Origin of the sequence: Pseudomonas reidholzensis (assembly GCF_900536025.1) — a bacterium.
Lineage (GTDB): Bacteria > Pseudomonadota > Gammaproteobacteria > Pseudomonadales > Pseudomonadaceae > Aquipseudomonas > Aquipseudomonas reidholzensis.
Map to the genome: position 1 here is coordinate 36,045 of NZ_UNOZ01000023.1, position 19,378 is coordinate 55,422.

Sequence of the window (19,378 nt, forward strand, 5' to 3'; positions counted from 1 at the left end):
AGGAGCATTCACATGTACCAGCCACAACCGTCGCTAGAGATCGCCCGCAGCCCGGGCAACACCGCCACTGGCCGCGGCCTGGCCGAGGGCGAAGAGCGCCTGGGCAACGAGCTGATCCGCGAACTGCTGCGCACCTATGGCCTGCGCACCAGCCTGATCCGCCTGAAGGTGATCGATGCCCTGCACGCGGCTGACCGCCACGGCCGCGCCATTGGCGTGCGCGGTATTCATGCGCAACTCGAGCAGCTGGATATTCCGTTGTCGTTCCTGAGCGTGCGCGAAGTGCTCAAGCGGCTGTGCGCCGAGGGCGTGATCAATCTGGGCAGCGACAAATGCTACAGCCTCAACCCGCAGGCCCGCGCCGTGCTCGAGCAACCCTACGGCCGCTGAGCGCATGGCCGGCCAGGATCGGCCGGCCAGCAGGGTTCAAGGCTTGACCTTGCGCCGCAGAAGGCCGTTGATCACCACCACGATCACCGCGATGGCGATGGCGGCGTACTGGAAGGTCTGCTCGCTGATCGTCCCCTGTTTCTGCAGGTAGGACAGCCCGAGCATCAAGCCCAGTACCACGAGGATGATCAGGACCGAGTATTTCAGGCGCTGTACGTGTGTCATCGATAGTTCCTTGCAACATCAGAGTCAGTAGGCTCGCAACGAGCCGGCGCAATGATACAACGCCCTCCGCCGCAGGCGAGCATTTCCTGCCGAGTCGCATTGCCCTCCCCCGCACCGCCCCGCCAGTGACCTCATCCAATAGCTGACCCGCCGCACTCCGCTGCCCAAGCTGGCCAGTGGAGGGTAACGCTACCCATGGACCCGCCAGAACGGGCCGGCAACCACAGATCAAGGCCTGCAGCCTGGCATTGGGGCTTCGTCCTACACGCCACACCATCGCTGCCTGCAAGCCGCGCACACAGGGGCTACAAAGCCCGTTCCGCTTGACGCCTAGCGACTCCCTCGGGCGCTCATCGACAATCAATCCCGCCACTGCCCAGCCCTACAACGGCTGCTAGAGCCCACTACGGTGCCCAGGCAGTGCGACAGCCCATCACCCCAGGGAGCCTCACCATGCAACTGCCAGACCTCACGCTCATCGAAATCACCCAACTGCCGCACTCGCTGCAGTCCCTGATCGAATGCATCGGGCTGGAAAACGCCTACCACCTGACCTGCGCCTATGGCGGGCGGCCCAAGTACATCCCCAAGCACCGTGAGCGCACCAAACTTGCCGACGTGCTCCCGGCCGAGGCGCTGGACGCGCTGATCAAGCGCTTCGCCGGTGTCGCCCTGGAGATCCCCAAGGCCGACCACTTCCTGCGCCAGTTGCGCAACCTGCAGATCCAGCAGGAAAGTGCCGACGGCCTGTCGCGCAGCCTGCTGGCGGACAAGTACGGCTTGAGCCTGCGGCAGATCGGCAACATTCGCCGGCAGATGTAGGTTATCAATTTCGGTGGGGATTTTTTAATTGGATCTGAAATGGATCCAAGTCTGCATCATCGCCTGATGCGCAACATCATGAAGCTAAGTGCACTGAGGAGATGCCTGCCGCCTTGGATTTCGGCGGGCGAGCGGCAACAGATCAGCGCGAGAGTCGTGCTTGGGCGTGGAAGCCGAGAGGCAGCTAGACCCGACAGTCTATTCCCCTGGCTAGCATGCTGTTAAATGAGAGCCAACCAGGGTCTGGCGAGAGCGGTGGAGGTGAGTTTAGGAGGCGATTCGAATGCCGTTTGCAGCGTACTTCTTCTTAAGCGCCAAATCGATCTCGGCTACGTACTTCTCAGGAGTCATGCTGCAGGGTTCGCCCATCAGATGGTAAACCGCGGTTACCGTCTCCGCGCGGACTTTTTGATTGCTGACTATCTGAATTACCAGTTGAAGGTTCGACGGTTTGCGAAAATCATCCAACAACTCGATCTGACCCTGTAGCTGACGTTCGATTGTCTCTAGGGTTGCCACTTGGCTCAGGGCAGCTTCCGCATGCTCCAATTCCAATTGGCTCAACCGAGCTTTGACGGGAATAGCCTCCAGCTGGCGGCGAAGCTTCAAAAGCGTTTCCAGATACAACTGCTGATCCAGTTGTTGCCACACCCCAAGGCCTTTGAACATACCGAAGGAGTGCGCATACCAGCTCCGCTCCTCATATGGCCTACCCTTTTCGTCCTTCCCCTTCTTGATGAGCAGGTACTCCCAAGACACCTCCAACGCATTCCGCTTCCAACGATCGAGCAAAGCACCACCTACTGCGGTGGGAAGGGTTGTGAGAATCAGACTGGCCTTGCTGTGTAGAGCTCTGAACTTAATGCTCGCAGCACGGACCCGGCCTATTAGGTCCTCCCGGTGTTTAAGCATTGCTTCGACCTTGTGCCGGCGGATGTTCTGCCGTTCGGTGGCGCTCAGCTTTTTGAACTCCCCTCTGACCTGCTCGTCATCAAGTCCAAGGTGGTTCAGCGCGCAGCAATTCCCTATCAGCACCTTAGAATCGTCGTGCAACTCGACAACGAAGCCATGCTGATGCAGTTGGGAGCAGCGTTTTCCGTTCTTCTGGTACTGGCAGCTAGCCTCAGGCCGAATTAGGCGGTAGGGCCGCAGCGGGTTTCTGTATTGCCCCTTCGTGAGGGTGCAGCCTGAGGCGATCTCGTACAGAGATGACAGCTCCTCGAGTGTTCTGATTTCCACAGTGTTATTAGGGGGGGGCATCACGTCTTCCTGCTGGGCCAGTCGTCCATAGAACTGTACATTAACCCAGTAATCTCACAATAACATCATCTTGTAGGATTTACGGTTGTCCTTGGCCTGTCGTACCTTCCGGTACGAGAGATCATGATCTGAGAGAGGAAGGTCCACAGCACGATAGCCCGACTCCAATCCCCAGCCAACGCAAACAATTGTTTTTAGGCTTCATCCCAGCCCAAAAAGCAGAGATATTCTGGCGTTGACCTGCCGTCTACAGTCAGGCCATTCACCTGACCGTCGATCGAGATAGGCCCACACGAAAACCTAAGGAACATGTCTAGTTCCGCATCTCGATGCCGATAAGGATATGAGATCAGCAAAATTTGAGGATTTTTTATGGCTTTTGGTTCGCTGGATACCCAGGCCCTTGAGGCAGCACGAGTGGCGGGCATCCGCACGGAAAATGTCGATCACAAAGACTCAACGCACGTTGTGATTACTTTGACCTGTCCTCGCAACCCTGATACCCCAGAGCCGGCAAAGGTCCTAGCACGGGCGATTGAGGCTTCAGATAGGTTCATGGAAAATGTGACTGTATGCGTTCTGGTCGAAGGGCCAGCGCCGGTACCACCCTTCATTCAAGAGTCCATCGAATACCTCAAAGGGTATCCAGTCAAGCTCATCATCGTATGTGATGGCGCAACTACGCATGCGCCAGGAGCTTTGCTTGATGAAATTCTGTGCAAGAAAGTTAACGAGCTCCTTCCAGGTGGCGCGATGTGGCACCCGCTTGCTGACTTGCCTGTGTGGGAGAATCCATAGGGTCCCCAATCAGCTCGGCGCACGCTGAACGATCACAAAGTCCTTACAACCCAGATGCCTATCACTCCGACACCGTGTGGTGGGCCTGGCTTGAATTGGAGGCTATCTCCGGTCCGACCCGTACAAATTTGACGGAGACGGAGTGACATCAGCATCGGCTGCCGGACGAGTGCGCAAAGAGGCCAAGGCTTCTTCGACCATCATCTCGGGCGTCTGGGGAGTTAGGTTCACTAGGATTCCAATCTCGCAGAAACTGGATCTACGTCCTCAAGGGGGCCCAGGATGGTGAAAGACCACGTTCTTCCTGCGTCTTTACTCCTTGCCGCTGGCTGGATATTGCTTATACGACAAAGTGCCGCTTCCGATTCCTGTCGATTTTGAGCTGGTTCAAAGGCGGTTACGTCAGCGCGAGCAACTAACTGATAACTAGGATTCAGAACGCTCGCCAATGAACTGCCCGCCCTCAAGGCGTTCGCTGGAGAGTCGCCGGGGTATACCACTCAAGAAAAATCTCTTAAGGATAATCATGGTGATAGAGAAGTGCTATGCGGCTGTGTGCTTCATCCCGCTTGATCCGAACGAATCTAAGTTTTTCGGCTTTTCGGAGTTTCTCGCCGGTCTTGCTCTCATGGTTCTTGCCTGGACAATCGGCGACGTGCGCTACCGCTTTCGCGTGCAAACCGCCCCGATTCCGCTCCAACGTTTCACCTTCTACGTGGTTGCTATCGTGGGTGTACTCACCTTGTTGACCGACCTATGGCGCGCTCAAGGATGGCTCGTGCCCCAAGGTGATTTGTTTACTCCACCCTTATGGCAGGCCTTCCTCGCAGTGGGCTTCCTCATTACATTCCTGACTTGGGCATGGTTCGCCTTTATCAGACCCCCAATATTCGGGAAGCGGAATGCCAAACGCTATGCGCAGACTTTATATCGACATATTCTGAAGGGTGATCTGACAGAACTGTCTGTGGTCGCAGACGAGCTCATGCACTCTGCCAAAGCGCTAGTTCACTATGCGAGCGATCGAAAAGCACTACGAAATCATCGTCGAAAATCGGATGAAAGCGAGTCAACGCCGGACTTTCCTAAAGTCGAAGCCTATGCGAATGACATTCTACTTCTTATAGCCGACAAGCGACTTTGCCGTGTAATAGTTGAATCCTCATCGGGAACTGCACTGGCGATTTTTGAAGAGATGGGTGAGACAAAAAAATATGATATCCAGGTCGAAATCTTCGCCCGAAATATCGTGAGAGAAGCGCTACTGAACACAAACTCGTTTCTCTATCACGAAGCAATGGGATATGACTCAGGATTGATCGGATACCACAAGCCCCTAACCCAAGCGATGTTCGGAAACTATACAATGGTCGACACCATTAGGACACTACTTGACCCAGACACCGTGGGGAAACGGAAATGGACCGTCGAACAGTGGGAGGCCTACTGCAGGCTGGTTTTGATTACCCTCCGCGACTATGTGAAGAAACCGTACTGGAACCACCCTACTCCCCTTTTGCGGGCCAAGGACTACATCGAGAGCGCCGCTTCCGGCTTGTACAAGTTGAACGCGGTAGCCAATACGTGGGAAACCGATGCCGCACAGTGCCTCCGGGTAGTCATCGATTTCATTAAACATGCAGTTGAAATTCTGGATAAAAAGGGAAAACCCAACCACGTTCGCCTTCGAGTGAGAACGGAGCATGGCCACCCACGTGAGTCGCTCTACGATGACATTGCCAGCATGATTTTCGAGGTTATTTTTCACGCCTCGTCTGTTATTTCTCCGCAGTGGGAGTGTTGGTCCATACAGCACAATACCATTTGGGGGCCGATTACACGCGGACTCAATGGCCCCGGTGGGCAAGTTATAAAATTTAAGCTGCGTCGGCTTTTGTATGACGAGATCACCGAGATGACTCGCTTCGCTAATTTTAAAGGGGCAAAAATCCTCGGATTTTGTCTGAATGTGATGGGCCTGAAAGTCCACGAGGGTGATTTTGACAAGGAGAATCGGCCTTTACATAAGGCGATTCTTGGCTGGACGAGGATGCATTACGTCTGGCTGCATATTAATACCCCCCGCGTAGCTGAAGCCTGCCTTGTGGACGGCATCACTTACGATGCGGAGAACCTTCAACTGGTGAAAACCTATGCAGCGGACGGCCTTCGACGCGAGCCGAGTTATGTCCGCATGGAGCTAGAACCCGCAAAACCAGCTTAAAAATGAACGTACGTCCGCCCCTAATTTTGATAGCTACCAGTGAGCTGCAGCATTCGGCCGTAAGCTGCCTTTCACGGAAGGCAGTCATGGCTCGATGGCTGCCGGCCACAACTGCCCACCCTGAACATCTTTTCACGCTCGCAACAACGCACAAAGGTTCGATAATCGCACAGCATCCGCGTAATGCTCTCTACTTGTGCCCCATCTTGCGGCACGCTATTGCCCAGTCAGCAAACATTTCCTAGGCGCTGACTGGCCTATCGCTTCGAAGCGCGACGGCCAGGTCGACAATCCATACTCCAGGAAAACCAGGAGCTCGCTTTGATCAACAAAACATTTGAGTCCATCGCCAGCGCGGTGGAAGGCATCACCGACGGCTCGACCATCATGGTCGGTGGCTTCGGCACTGCCGGCATGCCGTCTGAACTGATCGATGCGCTGATCGCGACCGGTAGCCGCGACCTGACCATCATCAGCAACAACGCCGGTAACGGTGAGATCGGCCTGGCCGCCCTGCTCAAGGCGGGCAGCGTGCGCAAGGTGGTCTGCTCGTTCCCGCGCCAGTCCGACTCCTACGTCTTTGACGAACTGTACCGGGCCGGCAAGATCGAGCTGGAAGTGGTACCGCAAGGCAACCTGGCCGAGCGTATCCGTGCCGCGGGCTCGGGTATCGGTGCGTTCTTCTCGCCGACCGGCTACGGCACCTTGCTGGCCGAAGGCAAGGAAACCCGCGAGATCGATGGCCGCAAGTACGTGCTTGAAATGCCGCTGCACGCCGACTTTGCGCTGATCAAGGCCTACAAGGGTGACCGTTGGGGCAACCTGATCTACCGCAAGGCCGCCCGCAACTTCGGCCCGATCATGGCCATGGCCGCCAAGACCGCCATCGCCCAGGTCGACCAGATCGTCGAACTCGGTGAACTGGACCCGGAACACATCATCACCCCGGGCATTTTCGTGCAGCGCGTTGTCGCCATCTCCGGCGCTGCTGCTTCTTCGATCGCCAACGCTGTCTGAGGCCTGCCATGACCATCACCAAAAAGCTTTCCCGTACCGAGATGGCCCAGCGCGTGGCCGCCGATATCCAGGAAGGCGCGTACGTCAACCTGGGCATCGGTGCGCCGACCCTGGTGGCCAATTACCTGGGCGACAAGGAAGTGTTCCTGCACAGCGAGAACGGCGTGCTGGGCATGGGCCCAAGCCCCGCTCCGGGTGAGGAAGACGACGACCTGATCAACGCCGGCAAGCAGCACGTGACCCTGCTCACCGGCGGTGCCTTCTTCCACCATGCAGACTCCTTCTCGATGATGCGTGGCGGCCATCTGGACATCGCCGTACTGGGCGCCTTCCAGGTGTCGGTGAAGGGCGATCTGGCCAACTGGCACACCGGCGCCGAAGGTTCGATCCCGGCCGTAGGCGGCGCGATGGACCTGGCCACGGGCGCGCGTCAGGTGTTCGTGATGATGGACCACCTGACCAAGTCCGGCGAAAGCAAGATCGTGCCCGAGTGCACGTACCCCCTGACCGGTATCGGTTGCGTCAGCCGCATCTACACCGACCTGGCCGTGCTGGAAGTAACGCCCGATGGGCTGAAGGTGTTGGAAATCTGCGCCGACATCGACTTCCAGGCGTTGCAGGAACTGAGTGGCGTACCGCTGTACCAGTAATCCGCCATACCCGTGTGTATCCGCCTGCCAGCGCAGGGGCCGAGACAGGCCCATCGGCGCTGAGGCGGAACATAGGGCCCGCCCGGGCCCTCACTGGCGGCTGGCCGGCATCTTGCTTTAGAGTTGCCGACAAACAACAACGGGCCAGACAGCGTGAAATTCCATCAAGTCAGAGCGCTGGTCGCGATCGATCAATGCGGCAGCATCAACGAAGCGTCGCAGATACTTCACGTCACCCAGCCGGCGCTGAGCCGTTCGATCAAGGACCTTGAACGCGAACTGGGGCTGACCTTGATGCAGCGCTCCTACAAGGGCATGTCGCTCACCGACGAGGGCCGGCGGATCCTGCGCCACGCCCAGATGGCGGTGGAGAGCATGCGCCGCCTGCAGATCGAGGCCGACAACATCCATGACACGGCCGTCGGCGAAGTGGCCATCGGCGTCACCTCGCTGACCGCCGTGCTGCCAGGGTTCGGCGCCTGCATCAGTGACTTCCAGGCGAAAAACCAGCGCGTGCGGATCAAGCTCATCGAGCAACGGCCCAGCCACATCGTCCAGCGCCTGCGCGACGGCACGCTGGATTTTGCCCTGACCTCGCAGCAGAACACCCAACGCCTCAACCTCGACTGGGAGGCCCTCGACCGTATCCAGGGCAATGTCTTCTGCAGCCCGGGCAACCCCCTGCGCCACGCGCGCTCATTGCGACAGTTGCAGTACGCCAACTGGATCAGCCTGGACGCGGTCGGCGATGGGTCGTCGCAGTTCCACCAGATGTTCGAGGTCAATGACGTGCATCCGCCACAAAACGTCATCGAATGCTCGTCGTTGCTGCTGGCCCTGGGCATGGTGCAAAACGCCAACGCGTTCATGACCCTGAGCAACTTCGCCGCGGGCAACACCCTCACCACTGCCCAGACACCGGCGCTGTTCAAGGTCGAGGTCGAGGAGATCATCCCCGAGTACCCGATCTACCTGGTCTGCGTCGACCGCCACGCCCTGACCTCACCGGCCAAGGAGCTGTTCCACAACCTCAGCGCCAAGCTGCAGGCCAAGGCGCTGGCCGGCTAGAAGTGGTAGTACATACCGATGGCCAGGTTCTGCGGGTCGTCACCGGCCTGCTCGAGCGGGATACCGGCATAGCTGATGGCTGATCGCGGGCGGTTGTCGATCAGTGCGATTCGCCCGTAAATGGCCCAGCCGGGCCGCAGGAAATGGTCATAGCCGAGCATCACGCCGAAGGCATCCTGGTCACCGAACTGGATGTCGCGCTTGACCAGCGCCAGACGCGCGACATCGGCTTTACCCACCGGCGCTGAGAGGCCCAGGGTCCAGGCGTCAAGGCTCGGCGTGGCGTGATAGTCCACTTCCTGACGCTGCCAGGTGAGGCTGGCCGCGACCGGCCCGAAGTCGTGGAACACCGAGGCGCTCTTGAAATAATTGTGCGTCTGACGCGGGCCCTGCTCGTCGCCCCACGGGTCACTCAGGTAGTCATTGAACGAGCCCAGGAGCATCCACCGGGCATTGCTGTACTGCACGCTGATGCCTTTGCCGCGCAGGGTCTTGCCGCCACTGGCGGTGTCGTTGAGGCCAAAGCTCAAGGCGCTGCCAACACTGAAGCCGGCGAACTTGGGCGTGGTGTAGGCCAGGGTATGCTTGGGGCGCATGTCCAGGTAATAAGCGCCTTTGCCACTGGGCGGGCTGGTGAGGTAGGTGTAAGGCGAGCCATAGGTGGCCAGGAACGGGTCGGCGAAGGTCGGCGTACCCATGCCGTAGGTCTTGCCGAACTCCAGCTTGCCGTAGCTGCGCGAACGCAGCGCGACCACGGCCAGGCGCAATGCGCCGACCTGTTTCCAGTGCTCGCCCAAGGCCTGGCCATTGAGGTTGAAGCCTTCTTCGACATCCATCTCCAGCACCGTGTCCGCCGCGACCGCCTTGCGCATATACAGCCCGAGCTTGTTGGTCCAGGCGCCGCCGCCGGCCAGTTTGTAACCGCTGTAATGGCCTGAGTCCTGGTAATTGACGAACGCATCGAGCGTGCCATAGAGCTTCAGCGTGTCGTCGTAGCCCTTGTCCACGTTGTAGTGACCGAACCCCGAGGCCACCCGACCGATCGAGGGGAAGCCCTCGGCCAGCGTGGCGGGCGGCACGCCAAGCCCGAGGAGGATGACGGCCAGTGATCCATTGCGCATAGCGAACGCTCCCATTGCGGACTCTCCGTGAACGTGGGTATGGGTTCGCAGCCTCCCTGAAAATAAATCGCCGCCCAAATCGCCATTTTCGCAAGGCTATGCCTGTTTGCTAATTTGCCCGCCGGAGCCGAGGTAGCGTGTGCCGGGTGCCTGCCAACGTCGCAGAAATAAACGCGCGGGCGCCTGCATGGCGCAATGCGCGTTGCTGCGCTGGGACGCAAACTTGGTCAGCGATCGCCCATTCGCGCGCCTTTCTGCACAGCTGTGGTGCAATAACCGGCCGCAGAGGCGCGAGTTAATTAACCGTTGGTAATGTGCTTGCGAAAAGCGCAAGTGATTGATCGCCCGGCTTGCCCGATAGTTTGCCCACAACGCAAATGACTCGGAGAGAGCCCGCATGACAACCCTGCACTCGGATACGCCTGTAGCGCATGGCACGCCGCGCCCCGACAGCGCCGCCGTCGGGACTGGCCGCGCCACCGTGGCCTGCGCCCTGGGCAACGCCCTGGAGATGTACGACTTCACCATCTACAGTTTTTTCGCCGTGGTGATCGCCAAGAACTTCTTCCCGGCGCAGTCGCCGCTGGCCTCCTTGCTGATGTCGTTGACCGCGTTTGGGGTGGGGTTCCTGATGCGCCCGGTGGGCGCGATGGTCATCGGCCGCCTGGCCGACCGCAAAGGGCGCAAGGCCGCGCTGACCCTGACCATCTTTCTCATGACCCTGGGCACCGCGCTGATCGCCTTCGCGCCCACCTACCAGCAAGCCGGGGTGTTCGGCACCGTGTTGCTGGTGATCGGCCGCCTCACCCAGGGCTTTTCCGCCGGCGGTGAAATCGGCACCGCCTCGGTGTTGCTGATGGAGTCCACCTCGCCCGCCAAGCGCTGCGCCAGTGTCAGCTGGCAGGCCGCCAGCCAGGGCTACGCGGCCTTGGTCGGCGCCGGCCTGGGCCTGCTGCTGAGCAGCGTGATGAGCACGCCTGACCTGGAAGACTGGGGCTGGCGCATCCCGTTCATCATCGGCCTGCTCATCGGCCCGGTGGGCCTGTACATCCGCCGCTGCATTCCCGAAACCCTCGAGCAGCCCACCAGCGAGCGCGAGCGCGTAAGCCCGAGCATTGCCAAGCCGCACTGGCGCACGGTGATCGACCTGCGTAACACCCTCCTGGCGACCGGCCTGATGGCCAGCGCCACCATCGGCATGTACCTGTTCATCTTCTACATGCCGTCGTACCTGGTCAGCACCCTGCAGTACCCGCAGCGCAGCGCCATGGCGATTGCCTGCGTGGCCGCCGCCTGCCTGGCGATCATCACCCCGCTCGCCGGGCGCTACGCCGACCGTCACGGGCTGCGCAAGAAGCTCCTGGCATGGACCATCAGCCTGCCCGTCATCGCCGCCTGGCCAGCGCTCTGGCTGTTGTCGCACAGCACCGACCTGTACGCCGCCATGCTCATCGTGGCGCTGCTGGTGCTGCCCGGCTGCATCGGCTCGGGGGCGTTCTTCGCGATGATCATGGAAGGCTTCGCCAAGCCCCAGCGCGCGCTCGGCACCTCGGTCAGCTACAGCTTCGGGGTCACCTTGTTCGGCGGCTTCTCGCCGCTGATCGCGACCTGGCTGACGGCGTCCCTCGACGACCCCTTGGCACCCGCCTACTACCTGCTGGCCGGCGGGGTGATCAGCCTCGTCTGCCTGAAACTGTTCCCTGAAAACACCGGAAGGGCCTGAACCATGCACACTCAGCAAACCGGCACTGCCTTGAACGACACCGAGCTGGAAAGCTTCATCAGTTTGCGGCGGCAGATTCACGCGGCACCCGAACTGGGCGGTGACACGCCGCACACCGCCGAACTGGTGGCCGCGAAGCTGCAACAGTGGGGCTATGAGGTCCATCGCGGGATCGGCGGCCACGGCCTGGTCGGCGTGCTGCGCAAAGGCCAGGGGCAGCGCCGCATCGGCCTGCGCGCCGACATGGACGCATTGCCCATGCAAGAGAAGAATGCCTTTGCCCACGCCAGCCAGATCCCCGGGCGCATGCACGCCTGCGGCCACGACGGCCACACGGCGATCCTGCTCGCCGCCGCCTATCGCCTGTCGAGCTGCGCGTTCGACGGCACCCTCAACCTGATCTTCCAGCCCGATGAAGAGGGTTTGTGCGGCGCCAAGGCGATGATCGACGACGGTCTGTTCCAGCGCTTCCCGTGTGACGCGATTTTCGCCTTGCACAACATGCCGGGGTCGCCGGTGGGCACGGCAGTGGTGCAAGCCGGTCCGACCATGGCGTCGTCCGAGCGGGTGCGGCTGCACATCACCGGCAAAGGCGGCCACGGCGCCATGCCCGAACTGTCGGTGGACCCACTGCCCGTGGTGGCCAGCCTGATCAACGCGATCCAGACCATCAAGTCGCGCAACCTCGGGCCGGAGGAATACGCCGTGGTCAGTATCGGCATGCTCCAGGCCGGCAGTGTCTACAACATCATTCCGGACGAAGCCAGCATGCTGATCAGCGTGCGCACCGACACGCCGCAGACCCAGCACAAGATCAACCAGCGCCTGGCCGAGATCGTCCGCGGCCATGAACAGGCGTTCGGCGTCAGCATCGAGCTGGACATCCGCCAATTGGCACCCGCCCTGATCAACCATGAGGCCGAGACCGAATGGGCGCGCACCAGCCTCGCGCCGTTGTTCGCGCCGGGCCACCTGCACAGCCGCGGGCCCAAGGTGATGGGCACCGAGGACTTCGCCTGGATGCTCGCCGAAGTGCCGGGCTGCTACTTCATGCTCGGCAACGGCGAGGGCGAGTTCCATGGCTGCTCGGTGCACAACCCGCATTACGACTTCAACGACCAGTTGATCGGCCTGGGCGCGGACTGCTGGGTCAAGCTGGTGGTGGACTTCCTCCAGCCTGGCCACGCCTGACCGCTGGCAGGCGGCAGTGGCCCGTCACTGCCCTGCGGCCTCCTGGAACGCCGCCCGCAGCTCACGCTTGAGCACCTTGCCACTGGCGTTCTTCGGCAGCACGGGCACCACGGCAACGAACCTGGGCGCCTTGAAGCCCGCCAACTTCGCCTTGCAATGGCGCAGCAGGGCCTCGGTGTCCAGGGTGTGGCCGTCGTGCGCAACCACGGCGGCGGCGACGATCTCGATCCACTGCGGGTGTGGCAGCGCGAACACCGCCGCTTCGCGCACGCCGTCGAAGTCGTAGATGACCTCCTCCACTTCCTTGGTGGAGACGTTCTCACCGCCGGTCTTGACGATGTCCTTGATCCGGTCGACCACGTACAGATGCCCCGATTCGCCGAAGTAGCCGAGGTCGCCGGAATGGAACCAGCCATTGCGAAACGCCGCGGCGGTCTTGTCCAGGTCGGCGTAATAGCCCAGCGTCAGGTGGGGGCTGCGGTGGACGATTTCGCCAACCACCCCCACGTCTACCGGGCAGTCGTTTTCATCGACCACCGCAGTGGTCACATTCAATGCCGGCACGCCCACCGAGCCTGGGTAGGCCTCATGGTCTTCAGGGCAGAGCACCGTGGCCAGCGAGGCCATTTCGGTCTGGCCATAAAACTGCCAGAACTGGATCTGCGGGAGCTTCTGGCGCAGCGTCTCGATCACCGTTCTGGGCATGGCCGAAGCGCCGTAGTAGACCTTTTTCAGCGAACTCAGGTCGGCCGTGGCAAAGGCCGGGCAATTGAGCAGGGCAATCCAGGCGGTCGGCGGGCAGAACAGGTTGCTGATCCGCTCACGCTCGATCGTCGCCAGGATCGCGGCCGGGTCCGGTCGGCGCAGCAGGTAGCTGGTGGCGCCCAGGTAAATGTCGGTCATGAGGAAGTTGTCCAGCTGCGCGCAGTGGTACAGCGGGAAGGCGTGCACCTCGCGGTCGCTGACCTGCATGCCACCCGAAACCACGCAACTGACGTACTGCGACAGCAGCGCGTGGCTGCTCAGCAATACCCCTTTGGGCAATGATTCGGTACCGCTGGTGAACATCATCCGGATCGGTTCTTCAGCCCCCACCGCGACCGGCAGCGGGGCACGATGCTGACCCTGCACCAGCGGTTCGAACGCTTGCCAGCCGTGGCTGCAGGGTAGGCCGTGGAGGTTGATCAGCAGCTTGTGCGCCAGCTCGCCCGGGTAGTTCGCCAGCGCAGCGTCGAAGGTCTCGCGCAGGCCATCCTCGACAATCGCCAAGGCCGGCTGGCTCAGTTGCAGGATGTACAGCAGCTCCTGCGGGCCGAGCATGAAATTGACCGGCGCGGCGATCGCGCCAATCCTCGCGGCGGCCAGGACCGCGACGGGAAACTGCCAGCAGTTGTGCGAAAACAGCAGCACCCGGTCGCCCTTGTGCACGCCGGCCTGCTGCATCCACGCCGCCAGGGTACCGATCAGTCGATCGAGTTCGGCGAAGCTCAGGCTGACCTCGCCATCGACAATGGCCAGCTTGTGCGGGTAGCGCGCAGCGGAGCGCGCGGCAATATCCGCCACGCTGTGCAGCCGTGCGGGCCCGGACAATGCCGTGTAGGGATCGACAGACATGACAAACCTCGGGTTGTTTTTATTGGAAGTGTTGCGCCTCACCAGAAGCGCGCGAACCTGAGCGTGACCTGGCTGTCCTTGCGATAACCGCCATCGGCATGGAAGTCTCGCCCGACCATCAGACCCGCCATAAAATGCTCGTAAAACAACTTGTTGGCAAACAGGCGAAACTGATCGCTGCGGGTCTTGATGCCTGTGTAGTTGCCGTCAAGGTAGCCCTTGCCGCCTTGCAGCGTAGACACGCCCGCACCCCAGTAAGCCGTCGGCGAAAACTGATGCCTGAGGTAGAACTGCCCTTGGTAGGCGGTGTTGCTGCGCACTTCGATGCCTTCGTGGCGGCGGGTCTTGGAGAACGTCGAGCTGACGGTGGAGTCGAGGAAGAAGCCGGCGCCCAGGCCTTGCACGATGCCCGCTTCGGTGGTGACGCTCCAGGTGCCGCTGCCGATGCTCGGCTCGTCCACGTCGTAGTTGCCGGTGGGCGTGCCCAGGTACAGGCCGAGCGCCATCGAGGTCCCGGTCGGGCTGGTCGAGGTGAACGGAAACCACGCCACCTCGAAGGTCAGGTCGCCGACGCCCGAACGGGTGTCCTGATCATGGCCACTGGAGCGTGCGGTGGAGATATCGCCGATCGGCAAGAACGCCTGGTAGAGAAACTTTTCGCCGGCGATTTCGGTGTAGTGCACATCGCGCAGGATCAGCGAGTTCACCGTCAGCCTGGAGTCCTTCATCTTGCCGTGACCCTGCACCCTCAGCTGCTTGGAGTTCTGATGGGCAAAGTAGATCAGTGACGCATGGGTGCCGTCCCCGGCCCACACCGAGTCACCGGGGAAGTTATCGTAAGCCAACGTGGGCAGAGGGCTGAATGCAAGGCAGACGGCGACCGTCGCGGCCTGAATGTTCTTCATAGCGGCTTCCTGATTTATTGTTATTGGAGCAGCGCACTCATGAAACACCGATACCTCGGGGCGCTGGGCGCCCCTGAGGCGGTGCAGGCTCTACGCTCAGGGCACCGTGCGAATAGAGCGCTGGTAGGTAAAGGCCGAGAAGCTGTACTCACCGTGGTAGCTGCCGATCCCCGACGGCCCCACGCCGCCAAACGGCAGATACGGCGACATGGAATGGGTGATGACCGCGTTGATCTGCGCATCGCCCGACGGGATCTTCGCCAGCAGCGCCAGGCCACGCTCGCGGTCCTTGGTAAAGACGTACGCGGCGAGCGGTTTGTAGTGGTAGTGGTTGATGTTGGCGACGGTCGCGTCCAGGTCGCGGTACTGGACAATCGGCAACAGCGGGCCGAACAACTCCTCGCGCATCAGTGAGTCGTCCCAACCCACCTGCTCGACCAGGGTCGCGGCGAAGTAGCGCTGTTCGCTGTCGCTTTGCCCGCCCAGCACCACCCGCCCCGTGCTGCTGCCGAGCAGTTGGTCGAGGCGCTGCACTTGCCGTGCGGTGATCAGCTTGCCGGTTGAGCCCAGCTGCGGATAGAGGCTGCGGGTCAACGCCACCAGGCGCGTCACCAGGGCCTCATTGAGCGCTTCGGGCACCAGCACGTAGTCGGGGGCGATGCAGGTCTGGCCACTGTTGAAGAACCGCCCGAAGACGATCTGCTCGGCGACCTGGTCCAGGTCGGCGTCCTCCAGGACCAGCACCGGGCACTTGCCGCCCAGCTCCAGCACGAACGGAATCAACTGCCTGGCAGCCGCCTGCATGACCACCTTGCCGACCTGCGGGCTGCCGGTGAAGAAGATGAAATCCAACGCCAGCGACAGGGCGTACTCGTTGACCTCCCTGCCCCCCTGGATCACCGCCACATGGCAGGTATCGAAGGCGCTGGCGACGATCTTTTCGATGACCCGGGCCGCATTGGGGGTGCTCTCGGAGGGTTTGACCAGCGCGCTATTGCCGCCCACGATCGCCCCGATCAGCGGCAGCATGGTCAGGTTGATCGGGTAATTGAACGGCCCGACGATGTAGCACACGCCAAACGGCTCATGGTGGATGAAGCTTTGCGAGGGCTGCAACGCTGCCGGGGTTTGCACCTCGCGCGGCGTGCACCATTGCTCGAGATGCTCGAGGGCGAAGTCGATCTCGTTGATCACTGCGCCGATCTCGGCCATTTCGACCTGGTCGCGGTCCTTGCCCAGGTCTTCTGCCAGGGCCTGGAAGATCTCCTCGCTGTGGGCGCTGATCGCCGCCTTGAGTTTGAGCAAGGCGCGCTGCTTGAACGCCAGCTGACGGGTCTCGCCGCGTGTGAAGTAGTCTTTTTGCGCGCTGAAGTACTGCTGGATCTGGGCTACGGAGGTGTCTCTCATGGCGCTGTCCTTGTCGAGTGAGCGGGAGGGTTACCGCTGGCTGAGGTCGCGCAGCGGAATATTCTCGTAGTACGGGATGACGATTTCCCTGCTCGGGTCGGCCGGTTCACTGAGCATCAGGTGCATGACCGGGTGCACCACCTGCGGGTCGGTCATGACTTCGATCACCGCTGGTTTGCCACTGGCGATGGCACGCGCCATCGCCGGCGCCAGGTCCTCCAGGCGAGTGACCTGTTCGGCATGGCAGCCAAAACCGCCGCCGATCGCCGCATAGGACAACCCACCGAGCCTGCTCACAGCGCTGTAGCCCTTGCCGTAGAGCATTTCCTGGCCATGGATCGACATGCCCCAGCACTCGTTGTTGAGCACCACGTTGATCACCGGCGTGTGGTGCCGGTTCATCGAGTCCAGCTCCTGCAGATGGAAGCCAAAGGCTCCGTCGCCGGAAATCAGCACCACCCTCGAGTCCGGGCTGGCGATCGCCGCGCCCAGGGCAAAGCCCGGCCCTGTGCCCAGGCAGCCCAGGTAGCCATAGCTGAGGACATGACCCGGCCGATTGACCTCGACCCCATCCAGCGCCCACAAGCCGGTCTCACCGCCTTCGATGACGAACAGCGCATTTTCGCCACTGCTCTGGACGATCTGCGCCACGGCCTGGCCCGGGTGCACCGCCCCGCCCGAGTCAGCCGGATACGCTGGGTGGGCCAAGGCATGCCTGGCCGCCCGCAGCGCGTCGACCCAGCCCTCTTCGATGGCCGGCTTGAAGTTTTCCTCGTACAGGCTCGCCAGCAATTCGCCGTAGTCGCAATTGAGCGCAAGGCTGGCCTCGTTGACCCGGCCCAGTTCTGCCGGGTCGTTGTGCACCTGGATGTAGAACGCCTGGTCGCCAACAATGGCCTTGCTGCGCCCGCCAAGAAACATCCCGGAGCGTGCGCCCAGGTTGATGATCAGGTCCGGCTTGTGCGCCTCGTCAAGGGTGGCGATCAGTCCCGGATCGGCAAAATGCAGCGGATGGTCGTTGCGCAGGATCCCGCGGCCGCCGGCGTTGCTGAACACCGGCAGGGCGAACTTCAGCGCCACCTGCGAGAGCAGCTCACCGCAGTGGCTGTAGCGCACACTGCCGCCGACGATCAGCGCTGGCCGCTTGGCCTTTTTCAGCTGTTCGACGATGCGGTTGAGGTCACGCCGGCTAGGCGCCGGCCGGCACTGGACAGCCAGCCCGGTGGGTGCGGTGAGGTCGTCCGGGTGCACCAGCATGTGCATGACATCGATGGGCACTTCGACCAGTACCGGGCCATACGGCGCATTGCGCGCTTCACGGATCGCCAGCGCGAGCTGGTCGGCAATCCGCTCGGCATGGGTGATGCGCAGCGCCAGCTTGGCGCCCGGGGTGGCCATGGCGATCTGGTCGAAGCCGCCTTGCAGCGGGTTGGTGTGGGCTTCGCGCAGCGGCGGCGCGCCGACGATGTACAGCACCGGGGTCTGATCGGACTTGGCGTTGACGATCGACGAAATCACGTTGGTAAAGCCCGGGCCGCTGGTGACCACGCACACGCCCAGATCGCCCTTGACCCTGGCATAGGCTTCGGCGGCATGCCCGGCACTGGCCTCGTGGCGCGTGTCGAACAGGTTGATATCGAGGTCCTTGCAGGCCTTGAACAGGCCGTCCAGGTGGCCGCCGTGCAGGGTAAAGATGTCTTTGACGCCGGCCTTCGCCAACGTAGCGGCGAGCACATCGCCCCCCGTCAGCAACTGACTGTTGTGCATGGTTCACTCTCCAGGGTTGTTATTTTTGTTGGATTCGTACCAAGAGGTATAAAAACTACCTGCGAGTAGATTTAGACAGTAAGGGATTCTTTGTCAAGGCGCACGAGGCAGCCAAATGTGCGCGGGAGCGGCAACCAGAGCGGTTACCGAAGGTGCGGGCGAGGCCGGCCAGTGCGCCTGGCCCAGCTCTACTTCGGCCTTAGCGGCAGCGCTTTCAAGGGCTTCGCATTTTTCCGAATTTACCCATGCCTTGAGCTCGCTGGGGCCGCTGCGCGCCCCTTTCGCGACGCAAGGCCGCTCCCACAGGAAGATCAGCCAGCGCTGGACATGTGGGAGCGGCCTTGCGTCGCGAAAGGGCTGCGCAGCAGCCCCGGCGAGCTCACGCCAAGCGCAATTTCAAAACGCCGCCCAAGCGCTGGGCGTCAGCGGGGGGCGAAGCCGTTGGCGAGCAGCTCGACCATCAGGCTGGCGGTTTCTTCACGGGTCTGCTTGCCCTCGGCGCTGAACCAGCGCGCCGGCCAGTTCAGCGCACCGGCCAGGGTGAAGGCCATCAAACGGGAGTCGCAGGGCGCGATGGAGCCGTCAGCGATGCCTGCCTCGATCAGCTCGCGCAGGGCATGGTCGATCTTGCGCTTGAGCGCACGAAACTCCGCCCTGCCCGCCTCGGACAACGACTCTTCTGCGGTGAGGATCACACACCGGCCAAAGTCGTCCATGTTGATCTCGGCATAGCGGCGCAGGTATTTGCGCAGCCGGTCATTGCCGGTGCCCGGCTCCTGCCGCGCCTGCTCGGACGCCTCGACCAGTTGCTCCAGCCCGGTCATCACGCAGGTCAGCAGCACCTGCTCCTTGTTGCCCAGGTAGTGGTAGATGGTCGGCTTGGAGATGCCCAGGCTGGTGGCGACGTCTTCGAGCAGCGTGGCATGGAAGCCTTGCTTGTTGAAGATGCGCACGGCAGCGCGCAGCACGGCCTGCCGTTTGGCTTCGCGATCGCGCTGTTTCTGCTGCGGGGTCTGGAACGGTGTCGGTTCGGTCATGAGGGATTTCCCAAGCATTGGCCCGCCATGGCTGGCGTATTTGTACCGCAGAGAATACACCATACCCTTGGGTTCCGAGCGCCTTGACAGCCCTCGGGAGCACTTCTATGTTACCCGCAGGTAGGTTAAATACTTATTGGTTTACCCCGACAATAATAA

The 19,378-nt window shown here is 61.5% G+C and carries 17 protein-coding genes; 9 read left to right on the plus strand and 8 right to left on the minus strand.

Going from position 1 to position 19,378, the window contains the following annotated elements:
• Positions 1-12 precede the first annotated feature (12 nt).
• Entirely contained in the window at positions 13-390 is a 378-nt protein-coding gene (locus CCOS865_RS16495; RefSeq protein ID WP_119142714.1) for a fe2+ zn2+ uptake regulation protein, read from the plus strand.
• Between the two features lie 36 nt (positions 391-426).
• Here CCOS865_RS16495 and CCOS865_RS16500 read toward each other — a convergent pair whose 3' ends face one another.
• Positions 427-615: a hypothetical protein gene (locus CCOS865_RS16500; protein WP_119142716.1), complete on the minus strand. Its 189-nt coding sequence runs from the start codon at positions 613-615 to the stop codon at positions 427-429.
• Positions 616-1,068: 453 nt separating this feature from the next.
• Here CCOS865_RS16500 and CCOS865_RS16505 point away from each other — a divergent pair, with 453 nt between their 5' ends.
• The gene (locus CCOS865_RS16505; protein WP_119142718.1) at positions 1,069-1,437 is read left to right on the plus strand and encodes a Mor transcription activator family protein; all 369 of its coding nucleotides are present in this window, start codon (positions 1,069-1,071) and stop codon (positions 1,435-1,437) included.
• 267 nt (positions 1,438-1,704) lie between these two features.
• Here CCOS865_RS16505 and CCOS865_RS16510 read toward each other — a convergent pair whose 3' ends face one another.
• The gene (locus CCOS865_RS16510; protein ID WP_119142720.1) at positions 1,705-2,697 is read right to left on the minus strand and encodes a hypothetical protein; all 993 of its coding nucleotides are present in this window, start codon (positions 2,695-2,697) and stop codon (positions 1,705-1,707) included.
• Positions 2,698-3,069: 372 nt separating this feature from the next.
• On the opposite strand from CCOS865_RS16510, the gene CCOS865_RS28055 reads away from it, so the two are divergent.
• The 5 genes from CCOS865_RS28055 to CCOS865_RS16535 all read left to right on the plus strand — a co-directional run bounded on the left by CCOS865_RS28055 (position 3,070) and on the right by CCOS865_RS16535 (position 8,454).
• Positions 3,070-3,495, plus strand: a complete 426-nt coding sequence (locus tag CCOS865_RS28055; protein ID WP_147406519.1) for a hypothetical protein — start codon at positions 3,070-3,072, stop codon at positions 3,493-3,495.
• A gap of 526 nt (positions 3,496-4,021) precedes the next feature.
• Complete coding sequence (locus CCOS865_RS16520; protein WP_119142724.1) at positions 4,022-5,719, plus strand: hypothetical protein; 1,698 nt, start codon at positions 4,022-4,024, stop codon at positions 5,717-5,719.
• A 321-nt stretch (positions 5,720-6,040) separates the two neighbouring features.
• The gene (locus CCOS865_RS16525) at positions 6,041-6,736 is read left to right on the plus strand and encodes a 3-oxoacid CoA-transferase subunit A (RefSeq protein WP_119142726.1); all 696 of its coding nucleotides are present in this window, start codon (positions 6,041-6,043) and stop codon (positions 6,734-6,736) included.
• Positions 6,737-6,744: 8 nt separating this feature from the next.
• Positions 6,745-7,386 carry a 3-oxoacid CoA-transferase subunit B gene (locus tag CCOS865_RS16530; protein WP_119142728.1) on the plus strand — a complete coding sequence of 214 codons (642 nt, stop codon included), beginning with the start codon at positions 6,745-6,747 and terminating at the stop codon, positions 7,384-7,386.
• A gap of 153 nt (positions 7,387-7,539) precedes the next feature.
• A complete protein-coding gene (locus tag CCOS865_RS16535) occupies positions 7,540-8,454 on the plus strand; it encodes a LysR family transcriptional regulator (protein WP_119142730.1) in 915 nt (304 codons plus the stop codon).
• Here CCOS865_RS16535 and CCOS865_RS16540 read toward each other — a convergent pair.
• A complete protein-coding gene (locus tag CCOS865_RS16540) occupies positions 8,451-9,590 on the minus strand; it encodes a porin (RefSeq protein WP_119142732.1) in 1,140 nt (379 codons plus the stop codon). The two genes, CCOS865_RS16535 and CCOS865_RS16540, sit on opposite strands and share 4 nt — an antisense overlap.
• Positions 9,591-9,972: 382 nt before the next feature.
• Here CCOS865_RS16540 and CCOS865_RS16545 point away from each other — a divergent pair, with 382 nt between their 5' ends.
• Both CCOS865_RS16545 and CCOS865_RS16550 read left to right on the plus strand, forming a co-directional pair.
• A complete protein-coding gene (locus CCOS865_RS16545) occupies positions 9,973-11,298 on the plus strand; it encodes an MFS transporter (RefSeq protein WP_119142734.1) in 1,326 nt (441 codons plus the stop codon).
• A 3-nt stretch (positions 11,299-11,301) separates the two neighbouring features.
• The gene (locus CCOS865_RS16550; RefSeq protein ID WP_119142736.1) at positions 11,302-12,489 is read left to right on the plus strand and encodes a M20 aminoacylase family protein; all 1,188 of its coding nucleotides are present in this window, start codon (positions 11,302-11,304) and stop codon (positions 12,487-12,489) included.
• 24 nt (positions 12,490-12,513) lie between these two features.
• On the opposite strand, the gene CCOS865_RS16555 is transcribed toward CCOS865_RS16550, so the two are convergent.
• The 5 genes from CCOS865_RS16555 to CCOS865_RS16575 all read right to left on the minus strand — a co-directional run bounded on the left by CCOS865_RS16555 (position 12,514) and on the right by CCOS865_RS16575 (position 19,219).
• Entirely contained in the window at positions 12,514-14,103 is a 1,590-nt protein-coding gene (locus CCOS865_RS16555; RefSeq protein ID WP_119142738.1) for a fatty acyl-CoA synthetase, read from the minus strand.
• A 38-nt stretch (positions 14,104-14,141) separates the two neighbouring features.
• Complete coding sequence (locus tag CCOS865_RS16560; protein WP_119142739.1) at positions 14,142-15,008, minus strand: transporter; 867 nt, start codon at positions 15,006-15,008, stop codon at positions 14,142-14,144.
• A 96-nt stretch (positions 15,009-15,104) separates the two neighbouring features.
• Entirely contained in the window at positions 15,105-16,415 is a 1,311-nt protein-coding gene (mdlD, locus tag CCOS865_RS16565; RefSeq protein WP_119142740.1) for an NAD(P)-dependent benzaldehyde dehydrogenase MdlD, read from the minus strand.
• A 30-nt stretch (positions 16,416-16,445) separates the two neighbouring features.
• Positions 16,446-18,182, minus strand: coding sequence for a thiamine pyrophosphate-binding protein (locus tag CCOS865_RS16570; RefSeq protein ID WP_119142742.1), 1,737 nt, complete (start codon positions 18,180-18,182; stop codon positions 16,446-16,448).
• A gap of 422 nt (positions 18,183-18,604) precedes the next feature.
• Positions 18,605-19,219 (minus strand): TetR/AcrR family transcriptional regulator, encoded by a 615-nt coding sequence (locus CCOS865_RS16575; RefSeq protein WP_208644545.1) that lies wholly within the window; start codon positions 19,217-19,219, stop codon positions 18,605-18,607.
• Between the last annotated feature and the right edge of the window lie 159 nt (positions 19,220-19,378).

Bases quoted from the DNA above. Each gene is read 5' to 3' on its own strand.
- CCOS865_RS16540 (WP_119142732.1), bottom strand. From the start codon at position 9,590: ATGGGAGCGTTCGCTATGCGCAATGGATCACTGGCCGTCATCCTCCTC.
- CCOS865_RS16510 (WP_119142720.1), bottom strand. From the start codon at position 2,697: ATGCCCCCCCCTAATAACACTGTGGAAATCAGAACACTCGAGGAGCTG.
- CCOS865_RS16560 (WP_119142739.1), bottom strand. From the start codon at position 15,008: ATGAAGAACATTCAGGCCGCGACGGTCGCCGTCTGCCTTGCATTCAGC.
- CCOS865_RS16505 (WP_119142718.1), top strand. From the start codon at position 1,069: ATGCAACTGCCAGACCTCACGCTCATCGAAATCACCCAACTGCCGCAC.
- mdlD (WP_119142740.1), bottom strand. From the start codon at position 16,415: ATGAGAGACACCTCCGTAGCCCAGATCCAGCAGTACTTCAGCGCGCAA.
- CCOS865_RS16495 (WP_119142714.1), top strand. From the start codon at position 13: ATGTACCAGCCACAACCGTCGCTAGAGATCGCCCGCAGCCCGGGCAAC.
- CCOS865_RS16555 (WP_119142738.1), bottom strand. From the start codon at position 14,103: ATGTCTGTCGATCCCTACACGGCATTGTCCGGGCCCGCACGGCTGCAC.
- CCOS865_RS16550 (WP_119142736.1), top strand. From the start codon at position 11,302: ATGCACACTCAGCAAACCGGCACTGCCTTGAACGACACCGAGCTGGAA.
- CCOS865_RS28055 (WP_147406519.1), top strand. From the start codon at position 3,070: ATGGCTTTTGGTTCGCTGGATACCCAGGCCCTTGAGGCAGCACGAGTG.
- CCOS865_RS16500 (WP_119142716.1), bottom strand. From the start codon at position 615: ATGACACACGTACAGCGCCTGAAATACTCGGTCCTGATCATCCTCGTG.
- CCOS865_RS16530 (WP_119142728.1), top strand. From the start codon at position 6,745: ATGACCATCACCAAAAAGCTTTCCCGTACCGAGATGGCCCAGCGCGTG.
- CCOS865_RS16545 (WP_119142734.1), top strand. From the start codon at position 9,973: ATGACAACCCTGCACTCGGATACGCCTGTAGCGCATGGCACGCCGCGC.
- CCOS865_RS16575 (WP_208644545.1), bottom strand. From the start codon at position 19,219: ATGACCGAACCGACACCGTTCCAGACCCCGCAGCAGAAACAGCGCGAT.
- CCOS865_RS16570 (WP_119142742.1), bottom strand. From the start codon at position 18,182: ATGCACAACAGTCAGTTGCTGACGGGGGGCGATGTGCTCGCCGCTACG.
- CCOS865_RS16520 (WP_119142724.1), top strand. From the start codon at position 4,022: ATGGTGATAGAGAAGTGCTATGCGGCTGTGTGCTTCATCCCGCTTGAT.